The organism is Streptomyces sp. NPDC033131 (assembly GCF_055578365.1).
In genome coordinates this window covers 69891-89700 of record NZ_JBVIPA010000041.1, presented here as the reverse complement: position 1 = coordinate 89700, position 19810 = coordinate 69891, and the positions used below count along the sequence as shown (strand labels likewise).

General features: G+C 67.4%; 15 protein-coding genes. 4 read left to right on the top strand and 11 right to left on the bottom strand.

All coding sequences use genetic code 11. The features are described 5' to 3' along the window. On the top strand, positions 1–443 hold a 443-nt coding region (locus ACZ5XS_RS36970), incomplete at its 5' end, for an ATP-binding protein (RefSeq protein ID WP_468658907.1). 114 nt (positions 444–557) lie between these two features. Here ACZ5XS_RS36970 and ACZ5XS_RS36965 read toward each other — a convergent pair. The 8 genes from ACZ5XS_RS36965 to ACZ5XS_RS36930 all read right to left on the bottom strand — a co-directional run bounded on the left by ACZ5XS_RS36965 (position 558) and on the right by ACZ5XS_RS36930 (position 10295). After that, positions 558–1094 carry a PaaX family transcriptional regulator C-terminal domain-containing protein gene (locus ACZ5XS_RS36965; protein ID WP_468658905.1) on the bottom strand — a complete coding sequence of 179 codons (537 nt, stop codon included), beginning with the start codon at positions 1092–1094 and terminating at the stop codon, positions 558–560. A 25-nt stretch (positions 1095–1119) separates the two neighbouring features. After that, positions 1120–1986 (bottom strand): Cof-type HAD-IIB family hydrolase, encoded by an 867-nt coding sequence (locus ACZ5XS_RS36960; RefSeq protein WP_468658903.1) that lies wholly within the window; start codon positions 1984–1986, stop codon positions 1120–1122. Positions 1987–2010: 24 nt separating this feature from the next. Continuing rightward, complete coding sequence (locus ACZ5XS_RS36955) at positions 2011–3207, bottom strand: ROK family transcriptional regulator (protein WP_468658901.1); 1197 nt, start codon at positions 3205–3207, stop codon at positions 2011–2013. A gap of 307 nt (positions 3208–3514) precedes the next feature. Beyond that, on the bottom strand, positions 3515–5098 hold the full coding sequence (locus ACZ5XS_RS36950) for a hypothetical protein (protein WP_468658899.1): 1584 nt from the start codon (positions 5096–5098) through the stop codon (positions 3515–3517). Between the two features lie 247 nt (positions 5099–5345). Further along, positions 5346–6218 carry a carbohydrate ABC transporter permease gene (locus ACZ5XS_RS36945; RefSeq protein WP_468658897.1) on the bottom strand — a complete coding sequence of 291 codons (873 nt, stop codon included), beginning with the start codon at positions 6216–6218 and terminating at the stop codon, positions 5346–5348. After that, positions 6215–7249, bottom strand: coding sequence for a carbohydrate ABC transporter permease (locus tag ACZ5XS_RS36940; RefSeq protein WP_468658895.1), 1035 nt, complete (start codon positions 7247–7249; stop codon positions 6215–6217). Before ACZ5XS_RS36940 ends, ACZ5XS_RS36945 begins: the two co-directional genes overlap by 4 nt. Before the next feature lie 73 nt (positions 7250–7322). After that, on the bottom strand, positions 7323–8603 hold the full coding sequence (locus ACZ5XS_RS36935) for an ABC transporter substrate-binding protein (RefSeq protein ID WP_468658893.1): 1281 nt from the start codon (positions 8601–8603) through the stop codon (positions 7323–7325). A 396-nt stretch (positions 8604–8999) separates the two neighbouring features. Continuing rightward, positions 9000–10295: a DUF1479 domain-containing protein gene (locus tag ACZ5XS_RS36930; protein WP_468658891.1), complete on the bottom strand. Its 1296-nt coding sequence runs from the start codon at positions 10293–10295 to the stop codon at positions 9000–9002. A gap of 856 nt (positions 10296–11151) precedes the next feature. Between ACZ5XS_RS36930 and ACZ5XS_RS36925 the strand changes: the two genes are divergently transcribed. Together ACZ5XS_RS36925 and ACZ5XS_RS36920 are read left to right on the top strand one after the other, a co-directional pair. Beyond that, positions 11152–12105, top strand: a complete 954-nt coding sequence (locus ACZ5XS_RS36925; RefSeq protein WP_468658889.1) for a LysR family transcriptional regulator — start codon at positions 11152–11154, stop codon at positions 12103–12105. A gap of 240 nt (positions 12106–12345) precedes the next feature. Beyond that, positions 12346–14631 carry an ATP-binding protein gene (locus ACZ5XS_RS36920; RefSeq protein ID WP_468658887.1) on the top strand — a complete coding sequence of 762 codons (2286 nt, stop codon included), beginning with the start codon at positions 12346–12348 and terminating at the stop codon, positions 14629–14631. Between the two features lie 372 nt (positions 14632–15003). Here ACZ5XS_RS36920 and ACZ5XS_RS36915 read toward each other — a convergent pair whose 3' ends face one another. From ACZ5XS_RS36915 to ACZ5XS_RS36905, 3 genes are all read right to left on the bottom strand, one after another. Next, positions 15004–15900 carry an intradiol ring-cleavage dioxygenase gene (locus ACZ5XS_RS36915; protein WP_468658885.1) on the bottom strand — a complete coding sequence of 299 codons (897 nt, stop codon included), beginning with the start codon at positions 15898–15900 and terminating at the stop codon, positions 15004–15006. A 90-nt stretch (positions 15901–15990) separates the two neighbouring features. Further along, positions 15991–17211 (bottom strand): NAD(P)/FAD-dependent oxidoreductase, encoded by a 1221-nt coding sequence (locus tag ACZ5XS_RS36910; RefSeq protein ID WP_468658883.1) that lies wholly within the window; start codon positions 17209–17211, stop codon positions 15991–15993. A gap of 306 nt (positions 17212–17517) precedes the next feature. Beyond that, positions 17518–18438 carry a LysR family transcriptional regulator gene (locus ACZ5XS_RS36905; RefSeq protein ID WP_468658881.1) on the bottom strand — a complete coding sequence of 307 codons (921 nt, stop codon included), beginning with the start codon at positions 18436–18438 and terminating at the stop codon, positions 17518–17520. Between the two features lie 117 nt (positions 18439–18555). Here ACZ5XS_RS36905 and ACZ5XS_RS36900 point away from each other — a divergent pair, with 117 nt between their 5' ends. Beyond that, entirely contained in the window at positions 18556–19761 is a 1206-nt protein-coding gene (locus ACZ5XS_RS36900) for an FAD-dependent oxidoreductase (protein WP_468658879.1), read from the top strand. Positions 19762–19810: the final 49 nt, after the last annotated feature.

Genomic DNA, 19810 nt, shown 5'->3' with positions numbered 1-19810 from the left:
AGGACCGCACCGACGACATCGCCCTGCTCATCGCCCGCACCCACACGCTCGACGCCCGGCACGTCGCCTCCTGGGACCTGCCCGCCGACCCGGCCGTCGTGGCCCAGGCCCGCAAACTCGTCACCGCCCAGCTCGTGGCCTGGGACCTGACGGAGGCATCCTTCGTCACCGAACTGGTGACCAGCGAACTGGTCACCAACGCCATCCGCCACGCCGCCCCGCCCATCCAACTACGGCTGATCCACGACCGCCACCTCATCTGCGAGGTCTCCGACGCCAGCAACACCGCCCCCCACCTGCGCCGGGCCCACACCTACGACGAGGGCGGCCGCGGCCTGCTGCTGGTGGCCCAGCTGACCCGCGGCTGGGGCACCCGCCACGTCGGCAGCGGGAAAACCATCTGGGCGGAACAGGACCTCGACGTACTGCAGCCCGGCATCTGAAGCCAAGAGTCCTCGCCTATGCGGCTCGTCCGACGTCGAGCAATTCTCACTTCGACACGCTCATCGACGAATCGCTCGGCCGAGTGGCCGCAGACACTTGAGGGCGCCCCTCCGTCAGTCCCCGCGAATCACGGTGAGGGCATGCTCGCGTGCCGGTGCGCTCAGCGCTCTGTTCAGTTCGCCGAACACCTCACCGGCGGTGACGCCGGTCCAGCCCGGTGGCAGCAGGGTCAACGGAAGGCCCGGGTCCCGGTAGGGCAGCCGGCGCCACTGCGTGAGCATCGGAACGTAGGCGCGGAACGCCTCTCGCGGCGTCGAACTCCTCGTCGACCACTCAGCGCTTCTCCCGCTCGGACTCGGGCACCGAGAAGACGACCACGAGCCAGCCGTCCTCGACCTGGGCACGGGCCCGCTCGAAGATGCGTACATCACCTCGGCCAGGGATTCCAGGGTCGTGCCGGACAGGGAGTATCCCGCCACGCCTGTGCGGCGCTCGCTGCACAGCACCCCCCGACGTTTCAGGCGTGAAATCGAGGAACGCACAGCCTGACTCTCCACGCCGAGGTCGGCCATGAGCCGGACCACGGCGGGCACGACCTTGTTCGCCGCGGAATCCCTTCCACCGAGCTCAGTGGCCGGTCCCGGCCGCATGCTAAGGACCTTGGAGCGACGGTCCTCACTCGTCCGGCAGGCTCAGCAGACGAACGATCGTGCGCAGGACGCCGTTCTCCTGGTTGGACGGAGCCACGTACCGGGCTCGGCGGATCACGTCCGGGTGAGCGTTGGCCATGGCGAACGACCACTCGGCGGCGTCCAGCATCTCCAGGTCGTTGAGGTAATCACCGAACACCACCGTCTGCATGGGTTCGATGCCCAGGTCCCGTTGGAGCCGCCGTATTGCGGCGCCCTTGTCGGCGGTGAGGTTCATGACGTCGATCCAGTGCTCGCTGGAGACAACGACCTGGTGGGTGACCATGAACGGCTTCAGGGACGGTGCGGTGGTCCGTGCGGCCGGTCCGAAGTCGAAGAGGGCGACCTTGAGGATCTCGTCCTCGACGGCGGTGACGTCGGCGACGGTCTGAAGCCGGGTGTAGTACTTGCGTACCTCCGCCAGAAACGGTTCGTCGGTCCGCTCGACGTAGGCGGACCGCTTCCCGCAGACGACGGCGCCCACGTCCACGCCGTCGTCCGCGAGCTGCCGTACGGTCTTGGCCACACGGGCGGCGACGGCGGGGTCCAGCGGGTCGGAGCTCAGCTCCACCCCGTCGCGTACGACGTAGGTGCCGTTCTCTGCGACGAACACCATGCCGTCCTCCTGCCCCGCGAAGTGTCGGGCCAGGGCGGCGTACTGGCGGCCGCTCGCGGGACTGAAGAGGACGCCGCGTCGGCGCAGCTGGGCCAGCACCCGTCCGAGTTGCCGGGGGGCCTCCCCGGCGTCGTCGAGGAGAGTGCCGTCCATGTCGGTGACGATCAGTCTGATGTCGGCGGGCTGGTTCGCGAACGAGGGCACGGCGGGGTCGGGCTCGTACGAGGAGAAGGGCATGGTGTCCTGTTCGTCTGTGCGGTCTCAGGTCTCCTGGGCACGGGTGTGCAGGTCGGCGCGGGCGCGGCGCAGGGCGACGGCGAGGGCGCCGCGCAGAGGGGCCGCGTCGCCCAGAGCGCCGGCCTCGATGGGCGGAGGCAGGGGCGCGAGGGCGTGCACCGCCGCGCGGACGGGTTCGAGCAGGGCGGGGTGGCTGCCGATGGGGCCGCCGAGGAGGACGAGTTCCGGGTCGACGACCGCGCAGACGGCGGCGATCGCCTCGCCGATGGTGCGGCCCTCCTCTTCGACGACGGCACGTGCCTCGGCATCGCCCTCGTCGGCGCGCTGGAGGATCTCACGGGCGACGGCCACGGAATCCAGACCCTCGGTCGTTGACAGTTGCTGCGCGCGGAACCCCGCCGCGACGGCGCGGGCGAACCCGTGCCGGACCTGGGTGCCGGGGGGCTGGGAGCTGACGCTGAGGTAGCCGATCTCACCGGCCACCCCGCGCGCGCCCCGGATGAGCCGGTCGCCGATGACCAGCCCCATGCCCATGCCGGCGCCGATGAAGACGTAGGCGAAGCTGTCGGCGTCACGTCCCGCGCCGTGCCAACGTTCTGCCACGGCGGCGAGGTTGACGTCGTTCTCCACCAGCAGCGGGGCGTCGGTCAGACCGGCGAGGGCTTCCTGGGGCTGGAAGACGCCCTCCGGGTAGGGGGTGTCTTCCAGCGGGATCACCGCGGAGGTCCTGGGATCGACGGGGTTGGCGACTGACACCCCGATGGTCAGGGGCTTTCCGTGCCCGACGGTTCCCTGGTCGATCGCGCCGATGATGATCGAGCGCAACTGCCTGGCGATGTGCTCCGGGTCGCGCGGCTGAGCGGGTTGGTGCGTGCTCTCCAGGAACGGGCGGCCGAAGAGGTCGGCGGCGCACAGCCTGATCTCGTTCTGATGGAGGTCGACAGCGACGACGAAGCCCGCGTCGGCGGCCACCTGGTAGTAGGTACCGACCCTCCCTTGCCGCCCGCGCTGTTCCCCGGCAGGCAACAGCAGCTTCATCTCCTCCAGCCGGCGTACCGACTCCGAGACGGTGGTCTTGGAGATGCCCGTACGCTGCGCGATCTCCGCCCGGGTGATGGGCGCCTGCTCGAACACGGTGTCCAGCACGATCTGGTCGGTCAGGTCGCGCAGCAGAGTCATGCTGGGCAGAGCCGCACCTGCGAGCTCTCGACGGATCTCCATCGCACCTCTTTGTCGTCAGACCTCTTGCCGCCACATATCGTCGCTGTTACTTTATCCCGAGATTTTTAGTAAGGATCCCTCCCTAACTAGAGCTGGACGACCAGCCGCTCAAGTGGCGAGACATGGCCCAGCACGAAGCAGCAACGCCCGGGCCACACCCACCCGATCTCGGCCTGCGCCTCTTTCGACAACGAGGGGGTGGGCGGGCGACGCCTCCCAAGGGGGCAAGCGACAGCCCCATGGCAACGGACGGCTCAGGCTTCGTGGCGGTCCGGTGAGGCGGCGCGATCGCGCCCGGGAGCTTCCTCTACGCCGGCGGCCTTACCTGTCGGCCGTCCGTCTTCAACAGTCGGCGGATCGTGTCCAAGTCCAGCGCCGCGTTCGCAGCCGCATCGTGTGCCAACTCCTCGTCGTCGAGGAGTACTGCCAGCCGGGACTGCGGAAGATTCGCGTGGCGCGTCGCCGCAGCCCTCACGGCATATTCCGGGTCCTGGGTGAGCCGCTCCACGGCTGCCGGCTCAGCTTCGGGATCGCGTGCGGCCAAGGCCCGGACCTCAGGGTCCTCGTGGTCGGCGAAGGCGGCCAGGCCTTTGGTCGGGAAGTTCGGCCGGGTGGTGAGGTGGCTGCGCTCGCGGCCGGTGTACTCGAGGAAGCTGCGCAGCAGAAGTGGCGCAGGGGCGTCTGGATGGTTCTGGGCCAGGAGGACGCGTACGCCGAGGTCGTCGTCGGCGGCCAGGCGTGCGACGAGGTCCGGTGGCAGCAGGTGGTCCCTGGCTGCCTCCCGGCGCAGCATTGGGTGCTTGGAGAGTGCGTTTCGGCGGACCGTCTTGGGATCCGGGGGCACCTCGGGCGCAGGGCAAAAGACGAAGGGATGGTTCATGGGGACCTGGTAGTCGATCTGGTCCCGTTCCTCCTCGCTCAGTGCGGGGTGGAGGGACACGGCCAGCCGCACGTCGGGGTGAAGGTCCGTCATGAGCGTGCGGCGCTCGGCCGGTCCCAGGTCGGCGCGGTAAGCGACCTGCGTGCGCACGTCCGGGTCCGGATCGGCGACGAGTGCGCGGCACTCGGCGGGTCCGAGGTCTGCGCGTTGCGCGATCAGGCGCCGTATTTCCGGATCTGAGTCGGCGGCCAGGAGGACCACCGCGTCGGGAGGAAGGCTGGGGTTGACGGCGATCATCGCCCTGTCCTCCTTGTCGGCGGGCCTGGCGAGGACGCCCTGCACCACAGCTCGGGTGAGGGGGTGGTGGAGCAGCAGGTCGGTGCGGGCGTGGCATGGTCGGTCAGGGAGCGCACTCTCCACCCACGCCGGATCCTGATAGCGCGCATGCCGCTGAGCCGTCTCCCGGACCTCGCCGTCGGGGTCTGTGAGGAGGGCGGCCCGCATGTCCGCGGACAGTGATGCCCACGCGCCGACCCCCCAGCGACGGACCTTCGCGATCGGATGGGTGGACATGGATCGGCGCAGTCTGGTGGAGATCTGCTGGTAGAAGGGACCGCCCAGGAGTTCGTCGTCGTACGTGCTGATCATGTGGACAACGGCCTCGTCGGGCAGGGGCCTGGGCCGGGCGGGGGCGGCCACCCGCGGTCCCTCGGCCAGGTGGGCGCGGACGAACCACTCAGGATCGTCCAGCAGTCGAACTCGCTGGGCCGGATCGACATGGGGGTTGCGGGCGAAGAAGCTGCGGGTGTAAGTGTCGGGATGCTCGATCACCGCGTCGACGACGACGTCGGGCAGGATCCGGTCCCGGCACAGCACCATCCGTGCGGCAAGCGGAGCGTCAGAGAGCAGCCGCAGGAGGATGCTCTCCGGCACGGACGGGTTCAGAGCCAGCCCGGCGAGCCGACGGGTGGGGAGATCGGCGTCCGCCCAGATCTGCTCAGGCGTAGGCATGCCTTGTACCCCCAGGGTGTCAACCGGTCTCGTGAAGACTTGGTTCACGACCTTATCCGCCTTGCACAGCGACAGGCCGAGCGTTGGGTAGCGCCGTCCAGGGCCCGTCCAGACGGTCGCGCGCTGGCGAGGCGGGCTTCCCGAGTCAGACGAGGCTGGAATACGTGCCATGCGAACTGCAGAGTTCACCTCACGTGGGCCTGGTCAGCGCCGAACCATGGTTACCGAGGTTAAAACTCAAGTTAGGTCATTTGACGGAACCGGCGGTCAGGCCACGTACGAAGAAGCGGCCCAACAGGATGTAGACCAGGGCGGTGGGGACGGCGGCCAGGAGCGCGCCGGCCATGACGGTGTTCCACTGGACGGAGAAGTTCCCGGCCAGGTTGTTCAGCGCCACCGTGACGGGCTGCTGGGTGGGGTCGGGGACGACGGTGATGCCGAAGAGGAAGTCGTTCCAGACATTGGTGAACTGGAAGATGCCGCACACCACGAACCCGGGCAGCGACAGCGGCAGGATCAGCCGTCCGAAGATGGCCGCCCTGCTGGCACCGTCGACCTGGGCGGCCTCGATGATCTCGTCGGGTATCCCGCTGTAGTAGTTGCGGAAGATCAGCGTGGTGATGGGGATGCCGTAGATGATGTGGACCAGGGTGAGGCCCGTCAGTGTGCCGTACAGCTCGGCGCTCTGCAGGAAGCGCACCAGGGGTACGAGGATCACCTGGTACGGGATGAACATGCCCAGCAGCATCGCGGCGAACAGCACGTTGGAGCCACGGAAGGGGAACTTCGCCAGGACGAAGCCGTTGAGGGCGCCGATGACAGAGGAGACCACGGTGGCCGGGATCACCACCTGGAGGCTGTTGCGCAGGTTGGGCGCCAGTTTCGCCCAGGCGTCCTGAAGACCGCTGAAGTCGAGGCTCCTGGGCAGTTCCCACATGTGCGCGGCGTCGGCCTGGGCGGGCGGCTTCATCCCGGCCGTGACCATCACGTAGACCGGGACCAGGAACAGCACGGCGAGCGCGGCGAGTGCGAGGGTGCCCGACAGCGGTCCTGCTCCCGGGCGGCGTCTGCCGGACGTGCGGCGGGCGGGGGTAGCGGGGAGAACTGCTCGCAGGCTCATGACTTCTTCTCCCGGAGAACGCTGCGGTAGAGATAGGGCACCATGACGGCGGCCACCAGCAGGAGCATCACCACGGCGGCAGCGGCGCCGGTGTTGTAGCGCAGGGCGCGGAACGTCTGGTCGAAGACGAAGATGCCGGGAACGTCGGTGGCGAAGCCCGGCCCCTGGCCGGACATGGCGTAGACGAGGTCGAACGACTTGAGGCTGACGTGGCCCAGCAGGATGAGCACGACGACGATCATCGGGCGCAGCCAGGGCAGCACGATGTGCCAGTGGTAGCGCCAGGTGCCGGCGCCGTCGAGCGAGGCGGCTTCCCGCAGTTCTTCGGGCATGGTGCCCAGCGCGGCGAGGAAGTTGGCCATGGCGAAGCCTGCGAGCTGCCAGCACGCGGCGATGACGATCGGGATGATGGCCAGGGGGATGCCCAGCTCGACCTGGATGAAGTTCCCGCCCGGGATGACCTTTTCGAGGGCCGCGGAGACATCACCCGCCACGGTTGGATCAGTGATCCATTTGGGGCCGTGGTCGATGCCGAGTTTGTCCAGGATCAGATTCGCGCCGGTGGACGGAGTGAAGATCCACCGCCACACCACGCCGGTGACGATGAAGGACAGCGAATACGGGAAGAGGAAGATCGCCCGGAACGCGGCTCGTCCGGCCAGGGCGTTGTGCACCAGCAGCGCGAGCGCGAGCCCGACGAGGACGGCCAGGGTGAGGAAGAGCACCGTGAACACGGCGACATTGCGCAGGTCGGCCTGGAAGCGCGCGGTCTGGAACAGATCCGCGTACGTCTGCCCGAACGGCTCGCGGGCCGACAGGTTCGGCTGGAGTCCCTGCCATTGGGACAGGGAGACACGGACCGAGTATCCGATGAAGCCGTAGACGAAGATCCCGATCACGAGCAGGCTGGGTGTCAGAACGGCGATGGGGAAGGCATGGCGGCGCACGAACGACGGCCGGGCCGGGCGTCTTGGCTCCTTCGCCGCACGTAGCGCCGGCGCGGCGGGCCGGGGCCGGGTCACTACCGGCATGAGTACCTCCTGGGGCGAGCGGCGGGGCGCATGGTGGGCACGCCCCACCGCCGCGAACGTGCTCGGACCGGGTTCAGGAACTGGCGGCCGAGGCCAGGGCCTCGACGAAGGAGCCGGTGTCCTTGGACTGGACGAACTGGGTGACGGCGTCATAGAAGGACTGCTGGAACTGCGGGCTCATGGCCTCGCCGTGCACGATCGACTGCACGAGCTGGTCGCCGCGGAACGAGACGGCGGCCTCCTTCTGGTAGGCGGGGAGGGAGTCGGTGGGCACGTCGGTGCGCACCGGTGTCGAGCCCTTCTCCTTGCTGAAGGCCAGCTGGACGTCCTTCGAGCTGATCGCGGAGGCCCACTTCAGTCCGAGATCCCGGTGCTTGGCGTTCTCGGCGACGACGAAGGTGTCGACCACCAGGACGAACGAGCCGTTGGTGCCGGGCTCCGGCACGTAGCCGAAGTCGGTGCCGTCCTTCGCGCCGTCCTTGACCAACTCGCCGTAGGCCCAGTCACCCATGCTCATGACCGCGCAGTCGCCGGAGGCGAGCCGCTTGGTGGCCTGGTCCCAGGACAGGGCCGACGCGTCCGGGTCGGCGTAGGGCAGCATCTTCGAGAACAGCGTGGCGGCCTGCTTGACCTTGGGGCTCGTCCACGAGGTCTTGCCGGCGACCAGGTCGTTCCAGCCGTCCGGGCCGAGTTCGCCGAGCAGGGTGTTCTCGAACAACTCGGCCGTGGCGAAGGCGTCCTTGGCCCCCAGGCACAGCGGGGTGATGCCCTTGCTGTCGAGCTCGCCGAGCGCCTGGACGAACTGCTCCGGAGTGGTGGACGCCGACAGCTGAACCCCTGCCTTGGCGAGGAGCTTCTTGTTGAACCACAGGACGTTGCCGCGGTGTGCCCCGGTGGATGCGCCGTAGATCTTGCCGTCCTTGCTCACCGACTCGATGAGTTCGGCCGGAAGGACCTTCGACAGCTCGTCCTTCTGGTACACGGACGAAAGGTCGGCGAGGAGGTTGGAGTCGAGGTACTGCCCGATCGCCTTGCCCGGATGGGTCTGCCAGGTGTCCGGCGGGTTGTTGCCCTGAAGACGGGTCTGCAGGATTGCCTGGGCGTTGCCGCCACCGCCACCCGCCACCGCTCCGTTGACGACCTTGACGCCGGGGTTGGTGGTCGTGAAACCGGCGGTGAGCTGCTTGAGTGCGGCGTCCTCCGAGCCGGAGGTCCACCAGGAGAAGACCTCCAGCTGCTTGGCGTCCGATCCGCTCCCGGTGGACGTGCTGTCGCCGCCGCCACAGGCGGAGACGGTGAGCAGCGCCCCGGCCACGGCGATGGTGAACGGATACCTGGTTCTACGGACTCGCATGCGGTTCTCCTTCGAACTCGCGCTCCACGCATGGCGCGGGAGTGGAACATCTGGACCGTGGGGAGAGAGAAAAGGCAGGCAGGCAGGGACTCACTTAGCGGGTCGCGCGGGTGGTTTCAGGGGTTTTGAGGTGCCTCAGCCCCTCCCTGTAATCAATTAGTTAGGGAGGGGGCCTTACCAAAGATTCACGCCAAGGTAACAGCGACGACTTCAGCCAACAAGAGGCGAACCCAAGATCCTTCAGCGCTTGACATGGGGCACCGTGAGCCTGGGGCGGACGGGCGCATCGCGCAGCAGGCCCTGACGCTCGGCGAGCCCAGGACCTGCAGCTTTCATGTCCACGGTGATGATGTGTCCGACAGGAGGCCGCTGGATGGAAGTCCTTGTCGCCGCGGCTCAGTCCAGGCCCAGCCCTCGGCGGCCGGTGTCGTTGAGCTGGTCGAGGGTGAAGCGGCCGGTCCAGGAACACTCGTAGTGTTCCTCCGGGAAATCGCTCGGGCTGGAGCCGGTGACGAACGCTTCCCGCACGTGCGCGGCGTACCGCTCGTTGCGCGGGCACCAGGGCGCTGCGGGAATGTACATGACGTTGCCCCAGCCCTTCTGATCCTTGACCGGCGCGACGCTGTGGATCATGTCGCAGTGCCACCACACCGAGTCTCCGGGCTCCACGTCCGGGATGCCCGTGAGGGCCTCCATGAGCAGGGGGTGCCACTTCTCGTTCGCCGGGAAGGCCTGGTTGACGGTGACTCCGCACATGTCGTCCTCGGGCACGTCCGAGAGCAGCGGGCGCAGCATGAGGTAGGCCATGGCCTCGGGGATCGGGACGGTGTGCAGCACACCCTGGTCGTGCCGCATCTCTGACAGCGCGGTCCACCCCTGGAAGGTGCGGAAGACGGAGCACATGGTTGAGCCCGGATACTGCGCGCCCTCGGTGCGGTGGGCGGCGTCCCAGGGGTCGTACTGTTCGACGGTGCCGTCGAAGAGGTGCCGAAACGCCTGCTGGTAGGCCTCGGTCATCCACAGGTCCAGCGTGCCGGGGTCGCAATGCGTGCCCAGGCCACCGGAGTCGGCGCCCGGCGGGCGGCGGCGGATACGGTCGGGGTACAGGGCGTCACGTTCGGGGTCGAACCACTGCACCCCGTCCGACTCGTGCTTCCAGAAGGAGTTCAGGAAGGACTGCACGCGCGCCATCCGGTCGCTCTGCCGGGACTCCATCTGCGGCTGGGACCAGTAGATCGGGTAGATCTCGGGCCTGGAGCCGACGCTGCCGAAGAAGTCGTCGGCGGGGCCGGCATAGGTCTCGAAGAACCTGTTCCGCTCGACGTAGTCGACGATGTCCGCGTCCCACGCCGTGGCCTGCTCACGGGGGAAGTGGCCGCGCACCACCAGACAGCCGCGTTTCTTCAGCTTCGCCATCTGCTGCGGGGTCACCCTGCCGCCTTCGATGTCGGCGTAGTCGACGACCGGCCAGACGCTCTCGCCGCGCTCCTTCTCGGCCTTGATCTCGGCCACGCCGGCGGCGACCCGCCGCTCCACGGCAGCGAAGACCTCCTCCACACTCCGGCCGGATGCCTCTATGCGGGCCCGTAGAGCGGCCTTGATCTCACGGATCGCGGCAGGCAGGTCTTCCGGGACGGTCTCCCAGTGGGGCAGGGCTTCGGCGGCCCGTTCCCGATCGGCGCTGATAGTCATGCTGAACCTCTTTGGTCAGGGTTCCTAACTTTTCACAGAAGGTAACACTCACCTTCCATATTTAGGCAACCCTCCTGACTAACCTTTCGAGTGACGTCCCGACGGCACCGATTGAGCCCACCGACGCCCCATGGACGCCGGTGTGACGGACTCATGGGTGTCCCCGCGGGCTTTGAATCTCGGCGACGAACTGGATCCGATGCGTTGACGCGCCCCGTGATGCGTTGCACGGAGCGCCGCACTCCACACGCGCCCGACGAAGAGCGACTTCGCCCACCGCCAGGTCCGCGAGTACAAGCGTCGTCGGGGATCGTCAGACGACGGCCGCGATGGCGGCCGACTGCAACCTGCTGGAAGTCCGGCGCGTCCAGAGCCTGCGCTCTGTGTCATGCGTGGGTGAGTCGAGCCTGCTCCGCGGACACGCTCGGCAGTGGCGCGGCCCACGAGCTCTGCGTCGGGGCTGTCGAATCCGAGGTTGCGGCGATGGACGACATTGTCATGGGTGCCTCTCTCGTATCGCGTCGTGAGTCGGGCGCTGAGCAGGCCTGATCAGCTGCGGTACGTAGGACCTGGAACTACGTAGTGGATACGTGCTTATCCGAATGCGGGGGTCGGCTGGAGGGCGGAGTGTGAAGCCCACCTACAGGTACTCATGCGGAAATGATGTGACCACGATGATCGGTCGGGACCCCGAAAGCCGTGGGAATCCAGGTGCACTCAGTCATCGACGGTTCCTGGCGCGGCCGCGCAGTTGCCGCCCACACCCGCCGACAAGCTCCACTGAGTACGGGTTTCTGAGAACGCGGAGGCGCAGCTTCACGCCAAGGATCGTTCTGTCCAGCGACGGAGGATGACCATGCAACTGCGTGAGCTCGAGTGGTTCACCACCCTGGCCCAGACCGAGCACATGACGGAAGCTTCGCTGCGTCTGAACGTCAGCCAACCGACGCTGTCACGAGCCTTGGCCCGGCTGGAGCGTAAAGTGGGGGTGAAGCTCTTCGACCGCCACCGGAACGGGTTGCGGCTCAACAAGTACGGGGAGATCTTTCAGGCCCACGCCGTGCGGGCCATGAACGAAGTTGACAGAGGTGAGGAGCGGATCGCCGCTCTGGTGGATCCGGAGCGAGGTTCGGTTTCGCTCGGTTTCGTGCATTCCTTCGGGGGATGGCTGATACCGGACCTCTTGAACCACTATCGCAAGCACGCCCCGAGCACGTCGTTCGAGCTCCGCGGTGGCGCCTGTGATGACGTCGTCGACGACGTACGCCAAGGAGGTATCGACATCGGCTTCGTGGCTCCCGAGCCGGTCGCGGACGATCTCGACTGGATCCCGCTGGGCCGCGAGGATCTGTGCCTTGCTGTTCCGCCGGGCCACGCGTTCGAAGGTCGCGACCATGTGGCGATCGCTGATCTGGCGCATGAGCCGATGGTCGCACTCAGGGCCGAGTTCGGCCTGCGCCAAGTTTCGGACCGCCTGTGCCGAGAAGCAGGGTTCAGTGCACGAGTCGCGATCGAGGTGACCGAGCTCTCCACTCTCCACGCTCTGGTGGCGGCGGGGATGGGGGTGGCTGTCGTGCCCGCGCCAAGACCAGGGCACACCTCTGGGCCCGCGATCCGCGGCATTCCGTTCAGTGACCCGACCGCGTTTCGGCCCTACGGCGCGGTCATCCGGCGGGGTGGCCCGAGCGGCCAGGCCGCGAGGCGCTTCGTGAGCTTCGTTGCGAGGGGCTCGGCGCACGCGTCGCAGTCGGAGCGATCGCCAGGCGAAGGCACTCGGAGGGGAGTGCTTACGGCAGTAGGGACGTCCTGATTCGTGCAGGTCAGCTCCGCCAGTCACTGCCAGAGTCGCCCTGGCGTGGTCCCGCTTCTCCAGCTGGTCGGGCTGGCCGCCGCCGCTCACCTGAGCGACCGGCGGCAGGCTGGAGTCCTGCCCGACCAGAGGGCCAGGCACCTACCGGTGCGTGCAGACGGGTTTGCCCGTGTGGCGCGTCGGCGGAGAATGGCCCTTATGAGCAGGCACGCAGCCACCTTTCGAGCACCCGCGCCCCCTTTGACCGATCTGTTCGGGCGGGAGCGTGACCTGGCCGCTGCTCGCGACCTGTTCTCCTCCAGCCGCCTCGTCACGCTCACCGGTCCGGGCGGAGTGGGCAAGACCTCCTTGTCCGCCGCGATGTCGACCACCCTCGATCGAGCATTTCCAGAGGGGACATGGTTCGTCGAGCTGGGCGCTCAACGCAGTTCGGACACCGTCGCCGAAACGGTGGCGAAGGACCTCGGGCTGAATGCCCTACCCGCCATGGACGCCGAGGAACAGCTCCGCCGCCACGTGGCCGGCCGCTCGATGCTCCTGGTCCTGGACAACTGCGAGCATGTGCTCCCCGGTTGCCGACGACTTGTGTCCTCACTCCTCACCGCCTCGAGCGAGCTGCGTGTGTTGACCACCAGCAGAGAGCCGCTGCGGGTCCGGGGCGAGCGCGTGATCACCGTTCGCCCTCTGGCCGTACCTCCAAAGGACCGGGAAGCCGGCGTAGGTGAGTTGCGCGCCTATCCGGCCGTGGCCATGCTCGAAGCCCGGGCCAAGGCCGTCAACGACCAGTTCGAGATCACGGAGCGCGAGACGGCGGCGGTCGCGGAACTGGTCGCGCGCCTGGACGGGATGCCGCTGGCCATCGAACTCGCTGCCGCCAGACTGAGGTCCCTGTCGGTCCATGAGCTGCTGGACCGCATCAACGATCGATTTGAGCTCCTGAATCGCGGCGACCCCACAGCGACGCCACATCACCACTCGCTCGACGCGCTGGTGCGGTGGAGCTACGACCTTTGCTCCCCGGACGAGCAGCTGCTCTGGGCGAGACTGGGCGCTTTCAGCGGTAGCCCCGATCTTGCGGGAATCCAGGCTGTGTGCGGGTTCGAGCCACTGGAAGGCACCAAGCTCCTCGACGCGCTCGACGGCTTGGTTTCCAAGTCGATCATCCTCCCTGAGTTGACGCGGGGAGAAATGCGGTACCGGCTTCTTGAAACGCTGAGAGAGTTCGCCTTGGAACGCGCCCGCGAGAGCGAGGACCACACCCGCTCTCGAAACGCGCACGTGGAGTACTACCGGGCTTGGGCGGCGCAAACGGCGAGTAGCTTCTTCGGTCCCGGCCAGGTCGATTCCCTCCAGCGGCTGGAGTCCGATTTCGCCAACCTCGAGCTCGCTTTCAACGGTCTCCTCCAGGATCCCGGCCGTTCCCGTGACGCACTGGAGCTCGCATCGAGCCTTCGCTTCTACTGGATCACCGGCCATCTGCGCCAAGGCCGACGCTGGTTGGAGAGGGCTCTTGCCGCGGACACCACCGAATCCGTCGAACGTGGCAACGCGCTCTGGGCATTGGCGTCGGTCGCGGCACTCCACGGTGAACTGCCCAGTGCCCAAGCCTTTCTGCGGAAGGCCGACGAGATCCTGCGCTCGGTAAAGGACCCCAGACTGGCCGCGCACCTTGCCACATGGACGGGTCAGACCGCCCTGACCTCAGGAGATCTCGAGACCGCCCGGGAAGCTTTTGAGGTGGCCTACAAGGGACACACGGATCTGTCGGACGCAGAGGGTCTGATGATGACCCTGTTCATGCTCGGGTTCGTCAGGAGCGCCCTGGGAGACCACCAAGGGGTGTCGGACGCCTGCCGGGAAGCCATCAGCCTGAGCGAGAGCCTGGGCGAGACGTGGGGCCGCTCCTACGCTTTGTGGGCGTTGGCCTTCGACGCCTGGACGCGTCAGGCCTTGGACGACGCCAGTGAGTTGGCCAGGCAGAGCCTTGAGCTCAAACGCGAATTCCGGGACGACCTCGGCACGGCACTCGTCATCAACCTGATGGCTGGAATTGCCCTGGACAACCGCGACCCCAAGAAGGCGGCCAAACTGCTCGGGGTTGTCGCAGCACTGTGGACCGTGCTGGATACCGGGACCGGGGCTTTCGGCCCGGTGCTGGGCTCGCGGTACGAAGAGATTACGCGCGCTGCACAAGACCGACTCGGGGAGGGGGCGTTCCAACGCGTCTACGAGAGCGGACGGCGTTTGGAGCCGGGGCCGCAAATGAGCTTGGCACTTGGCTGTGCCGACATCGCGGAGAAGGGGCAGGCAGACGCGACGCCTGCGGCCGACCTGCTCACTCGAAGGGAGAGGGAGGTCGCGTCATTGCTCGCGGAGGGCCTGAGCAATCGTGCCATTGCCACGAAGCTGGTGCTCTCCTCGAGAACGGTCGAGGTTCATGTCGAACACATTCTCGGCAAGCTCGGTTTCCGCTCCCGAACCGAAGTGGGCGTGTGGGCGGCCCAGGCACTCCAGGAGAAGGAATGAAGCCGCGCGCCGCGGTTTCGGGCTACCGCGGCATTAGTGGGATGTCCAGTCTGGTGCGGAGCGCGTCGGTGGTGATGCCGTATGTCTCCCGCCCTGTGGCCCCAGGGGGCCGAGCTCGAAGGCGGTGAGGTCGGTACAGACCTGGCTGACGCCCGATGCCGGTGAGTGGATATGTGCACCTGAGTAACAGCTTGGGGCGCGCCGGACGTCGTGAAGAGCGTCATCATCACGTAGACGTCCTTGGCTCCGATCGCCAGGACCGAGCACCTGCTCGATCGCATGGGCGGCCAGGCCGTTGGGCCGGTCGCCTGCGAGTCCGAGGGTGCCGTTCAGCCGCCCGAATGGCGTCCACGGCTGCGTAGACGAGCGCGCTCATGACGCGTCGGAGGGTGCCAGCACGATGTCGAACCTGACTCGTGACCAGTCCCCGTCCACCGGGCGGCCGTCGGGGGTCGGGGTGCCTGCGGGTTGTCGTACGAAGTCCTTGACCAGTGACTCCTTCACGCCGAAGACGGTGTCTGTGCCGAGTAGTTCGTCACCGCGCACGAAGATGTGCGTCACCAGTCGGCGGGTGCCCGGCGCGGTCACCATGAAATGCAGGTGCGAGGCGCGCATGGGCGACCTGCCGGCCGCGGCGAGCATCCGGCCGACGGGGCCGTCGTGCGGAATCGGGTACGGCGTGGGCGTGACCGCCCAAAAGCGGTAGCCACCGTCCTCATCGGTGAAGAGATGGGCCCGCGCGGCCACACGGTCGTCGTCGTACTGCACGTCGTAGAAGCCGTCGTCGTCGGCCTCCCACACTTCGATGCGCGCGCCAGGTACAGGTTTGCCGTCGGTGTCGATGACGGTTCCCTCGACCCAACATGGCTCCCCCTTGGCGCCGAAAGCGATGTCACCGCCGTTGTCGATGCGCGGGGAGCCCTCGACGAAGAACGGCCCGAAGACGGTGGCCTCCGTGGCATCGCCGTACGCCTCGTTGTTGATGGCGATGGTCTGCATCGAGGCGCCCAATACGTCGGAGAGCAGGATGAACTCCTGGCGCGTGTCGTCGGTGATGTGGCCCACCGCGGTGAGGAACTCGATGCCCGTGTTCCACTCTGCCTCGGTGAGCCGGACCTCGCGCAGGAAGGCGTGCAGATGGCTCACCAGCGAGCGGAGGATCTGGTCGAGCCGGGGGTTCTCGCAGTCGTCGAACGAGCGCAGTACGCGCTGGACGAGGTCGTCCTCGCGGGCACGCTGCTCGACGGAGAGTTCATGGGTGAGTGTCATCGGGACTCGCTTCCGTGGATCCTTGTGTGTGTTCACGACGGCACATCCCTCGCCTGGTCCGGAAAGGGCGTCGCCGCACCGCACGACCGCCTAGCTGGTGCTGATCGCGGCGCCGACGAGCTCCATCGCCGTGTCCCAGGCCCCCTTGCCCCTCAGCATCGTGCGTAGCTCGACGAAGAGGGAGCGGTGCTCGAATGCGAGGACGCCCACCAGTTGGTCATCGCGGCCGTAAAGGACGATCGAGCCATCGTCGGTCCGCCGGAGGAGAGTCCTCTCGTCTCCGCCGAGGAAACCGGCGAACTGTATCCGCACATCGTGCTGATCGGACCAGAAGCAGGGGACGGCGGCGCAGACCTCGGTGCTGCCGCCGACGACCGATCGCGCCGCGTTCAGCCCGGCGATGCGGCCGTGTTCGGCGGCGTTCGTCCAGTGCTCCAGCCTTACCCGGGTGCCGTAGCGAGGGTTGAACCAGCGGGCGACGTCGCCGGCCGCGAAGACGCCTTCGTGTGCCCTCAGAGTCGCGTCGCAGACGATGCCGTTGCGGAGGATGAGCCCGGACGACTCCAGCCATCCGGTCGAGGGCCGCGCTGCGCCACTGACGACGATCACGTCGGCCGGCACCTGTGCCCCGCTGCTCAGCCGCAGGAACCGGCCACGCCCGGCCTCGAGGACGTCGACGACCCCGTCACCGAAGTACTGCGGTACCCCTGCCTCCTCGTGCAGGGCGGCGTACGACTCCGTCACGAACGCACCGAAACGGCCCAACGGCTGAGGAGAAACATCGATCAGCGAGACGGCGCGGCCGCTTTCCTTGAGGGCCGACGTCACCTCACCACCGATGAAGCCCGCTCCGACGACGGCGACGGACACCGATGTGCCGGCCAGCGCGGCACGAAGCGAGAGAAGGTCCTCCCATCGCCTGAGTGCGACAACCCTCGGTCGGCCGGCCAGCAGCGCGGGGACGACGGGGTCGCAGCCGCAGGCGAGAACGAGCGCTCCGAACGAGATGCTGCCCCTTTCCAGGTGAAGCTCCCGACAAGAGGCGTCAAGGCCGACTGCTCGGGTGCCCAGCCGGAAGTCCACGCCTTGGTCCCGCAGCCTGGCGACCGAGCGCAGACTCACCGCGTCGAGGCCCACCGGCTGGGTGAGCGCCGCCTTCGACAACGACGGACGGTCGTAAGGTGGATGCGCCTCTTCGCTGATCACCGTGATCGTGAGTTCTCGTGCGACCTTTGCGACGGCTTCAGCCGCGCGCAGCCCGGCCACTGAGGCGCCGACGATGACGACGTCCCGGGACAGCGTGCCGCTCACTTCGGCGATGCCTCCGCCTTGGCCGCCCGGCGGCGTTCGCCGCCCGCCGGCTCGGTGGTGCAAGAGTTGAGCACGAGGTCTCCTCCGGTCGGTGAACCTAGTGCGTTCATCCTGCGGCGTCGGCTGCGTGATGTGAACGGGCGGATTCTTCAGGAGCCCTATGCAGCAGGCGTATCAGGTCACGCGGACAGGCGCGTGCTCATGGAACGGTGATGGGGAGGGGACGCTCGCCTCGGCTGTCGGTCGTCCCTGCCTGACGGAAGAGGCCACGTGCGGTGATGACAGTGACCCGGCGCTCGCGGCGGCTCAGTCAGCCGGCCCGCCGTACCCATCCGCTGTGAAGAGCCCGGCGAACCGTTCGGCGATGGGGGTCACGATCCCGTCTTTCCTCCGCACGAGGCCCAGTGGCAGTTCAGGCCAACCCTCAGCGACGGGAACCCGGTCCACGTCGGGCTGGTGGGCAGCCATCTCGTCGCTCATCACCGATACGCCGAGACCGGCTGCGACCAGAGTCGCCGCAGTCTGCACCGTCGGGACGGGGATGATCTTCGTGGGGCTCCCGCCCGCGGAGGCGAAGCGGTCGTCGATGAGCCTTGAGAGGCTTCGTGCACCCGGCAGCCTTCTGGGCAGGATCCACGTCTTGTCCCTCAGGGACGCAAGGGGAAGGGGTTCCGAGACGCTGAGATTCCAACTCTGCGGCACGATCAGCGTCAGGGGCAACGTGGCGACCACCTCGACAGTGAAAGCGACATCGCTGATGGGCAGCAACGGCTCCTGAGGCAGAACGGGAATCACCGCGAGGTCCAGGTAGCCGTTGGCGAGATTCTCGAGCTGAACGCGCGGCGGTGCGTCCATCAGTTCGAGCGACACCCGAGGATGCGCGGACAGGAACGATGCGACGCGTGTGCTCACGACGCGCCACAGACCCATGGGCTCGGCTCCGACTCTCAGCTCCCCTTCAAGCCCTTCGCCCATCGCCCGCAAGGTGGCGGACAACCGCTGTTCTTCGGCCATGAGGCGCCGGCCGGCAGCCTCCAGATAGCGACCCGCCGGTGTCAGCGTGACACCGCGTGGCATCCGGTCCAGCAAGGTCACGCCGAGTTCCGACTCGAGCTTCGCCATGGCCGTGCTGAGCGGCGGCTGGGAAAGGTGCAGTGCCCTTGCCGCCTCGGTGATGGATCCGGCCTCCGCCACGGCGAGGAAATACCTGATGCTCCGGAGGTCCATGCGCTGAGTGTATCGGAGTACCCAATCACCAACATTGGACCTATGGCGCGCTCTCCAGCAAGGTGACTTGAGGCTCGCGGTCTGCATCGGCCGGTGGCTTCCAGAACTGGAGGACAGATGGCAGAAGAACAACAGGTGATCGTCGCAGGGGCCGGGCCGACCGGGCTTTTGAACGCACTCGGTTTGGCGCAGCAGGGCGTCGTAGTCACCGTCGTCGAGCGAGCGTCGGCCCTGCAGGACTCTCCGCGGGCGATGGTCTACCACTGGGCAACACTCGATGGCCTGGCTCGTCTGGGTGTCCTCGACGACGCGGTCCGGGCCGGCTTCAAGAAGCAGGACTACGCCTACCGGGTGCGTCGGACTGGCGAGATCATCGAGTACGGACTGAGCGCGCTCGAAGGGAAGGTGCAGCACCCGTACAACTTGCACTTGGGGCAGGGGGCGCTGGCGCGAGTGATGCTGCGGCACCTGGAGACATTCGAGAACGCTCGTGTGCTCTGGGACCATGAGGTCACCGCGCTCACCCAGGACCGAGAAGGCGTCGAGGTCACGGTTCGCGACAAGAGCGGCGACAAGGTTCTGCGCGCCCCATGGCTCATCGGCGCCGACGGCGCCGGCTCCAAGGTCCGCGGCGAGGCCGGGCTTGGTTTTGACGGCATGACGTGGCCTGAGCGGTTCGTCGCGACGAACGTGCGCTTCCCTGACGACCGCCCCGGATGGGCACAGTCGACGTTCTTCGTCGACGACGTCTACGGTGCGATCATTGCCAAGATCGATGAGTCGGGTGCACACGGGCTCTGGCGCTACACCTACATGGAGGACGACGCGCTGCCCGCGGAGTCCGCGGCCGAGCGTCTGCCGGAGTTCCTCACCAACGTCTTTGGAGAGGACGTCGCCAAAGGCACGGAGCTCGTCGCGATCTCGCCCTACCGAATGCACCAGCGCAGCGCGTCCTCCTACCGTGCGGGCAGAGTGCTGCTCGCCGGCGACGCGGCGCACGCCACCAATCCGACGGGCGGCCTCGGACTGACGATGGGGCTGTTCGACTCGTATGTCCTGAACGAGGCACTCGGCGCCGTGGTTCAGGGACGCGTTGACGAGGACATCCTGGACGTCTACGCCGGTCTGCGTCGTCGCGCCTTCCTGGAAAAGGCGAGCCCGCGGGCCTCCGGGAACAAGCAGCTGCTCTTCCATTCCTCGGATCCGGTCAAGCTCGACCAGGACCTCGAAGTGTTCCGGCGGATGTCTCGCGACCGCGAGTTCGCCGCGGAACGCCTCTACTTCACCAAGACGTTGGAGACCCCCTCCCTGCTCGCGCCCTAGAGGCGTCCGCGTCGGCAATTCTCGACCGCTGCGGCCGCGCGGCCTCCAG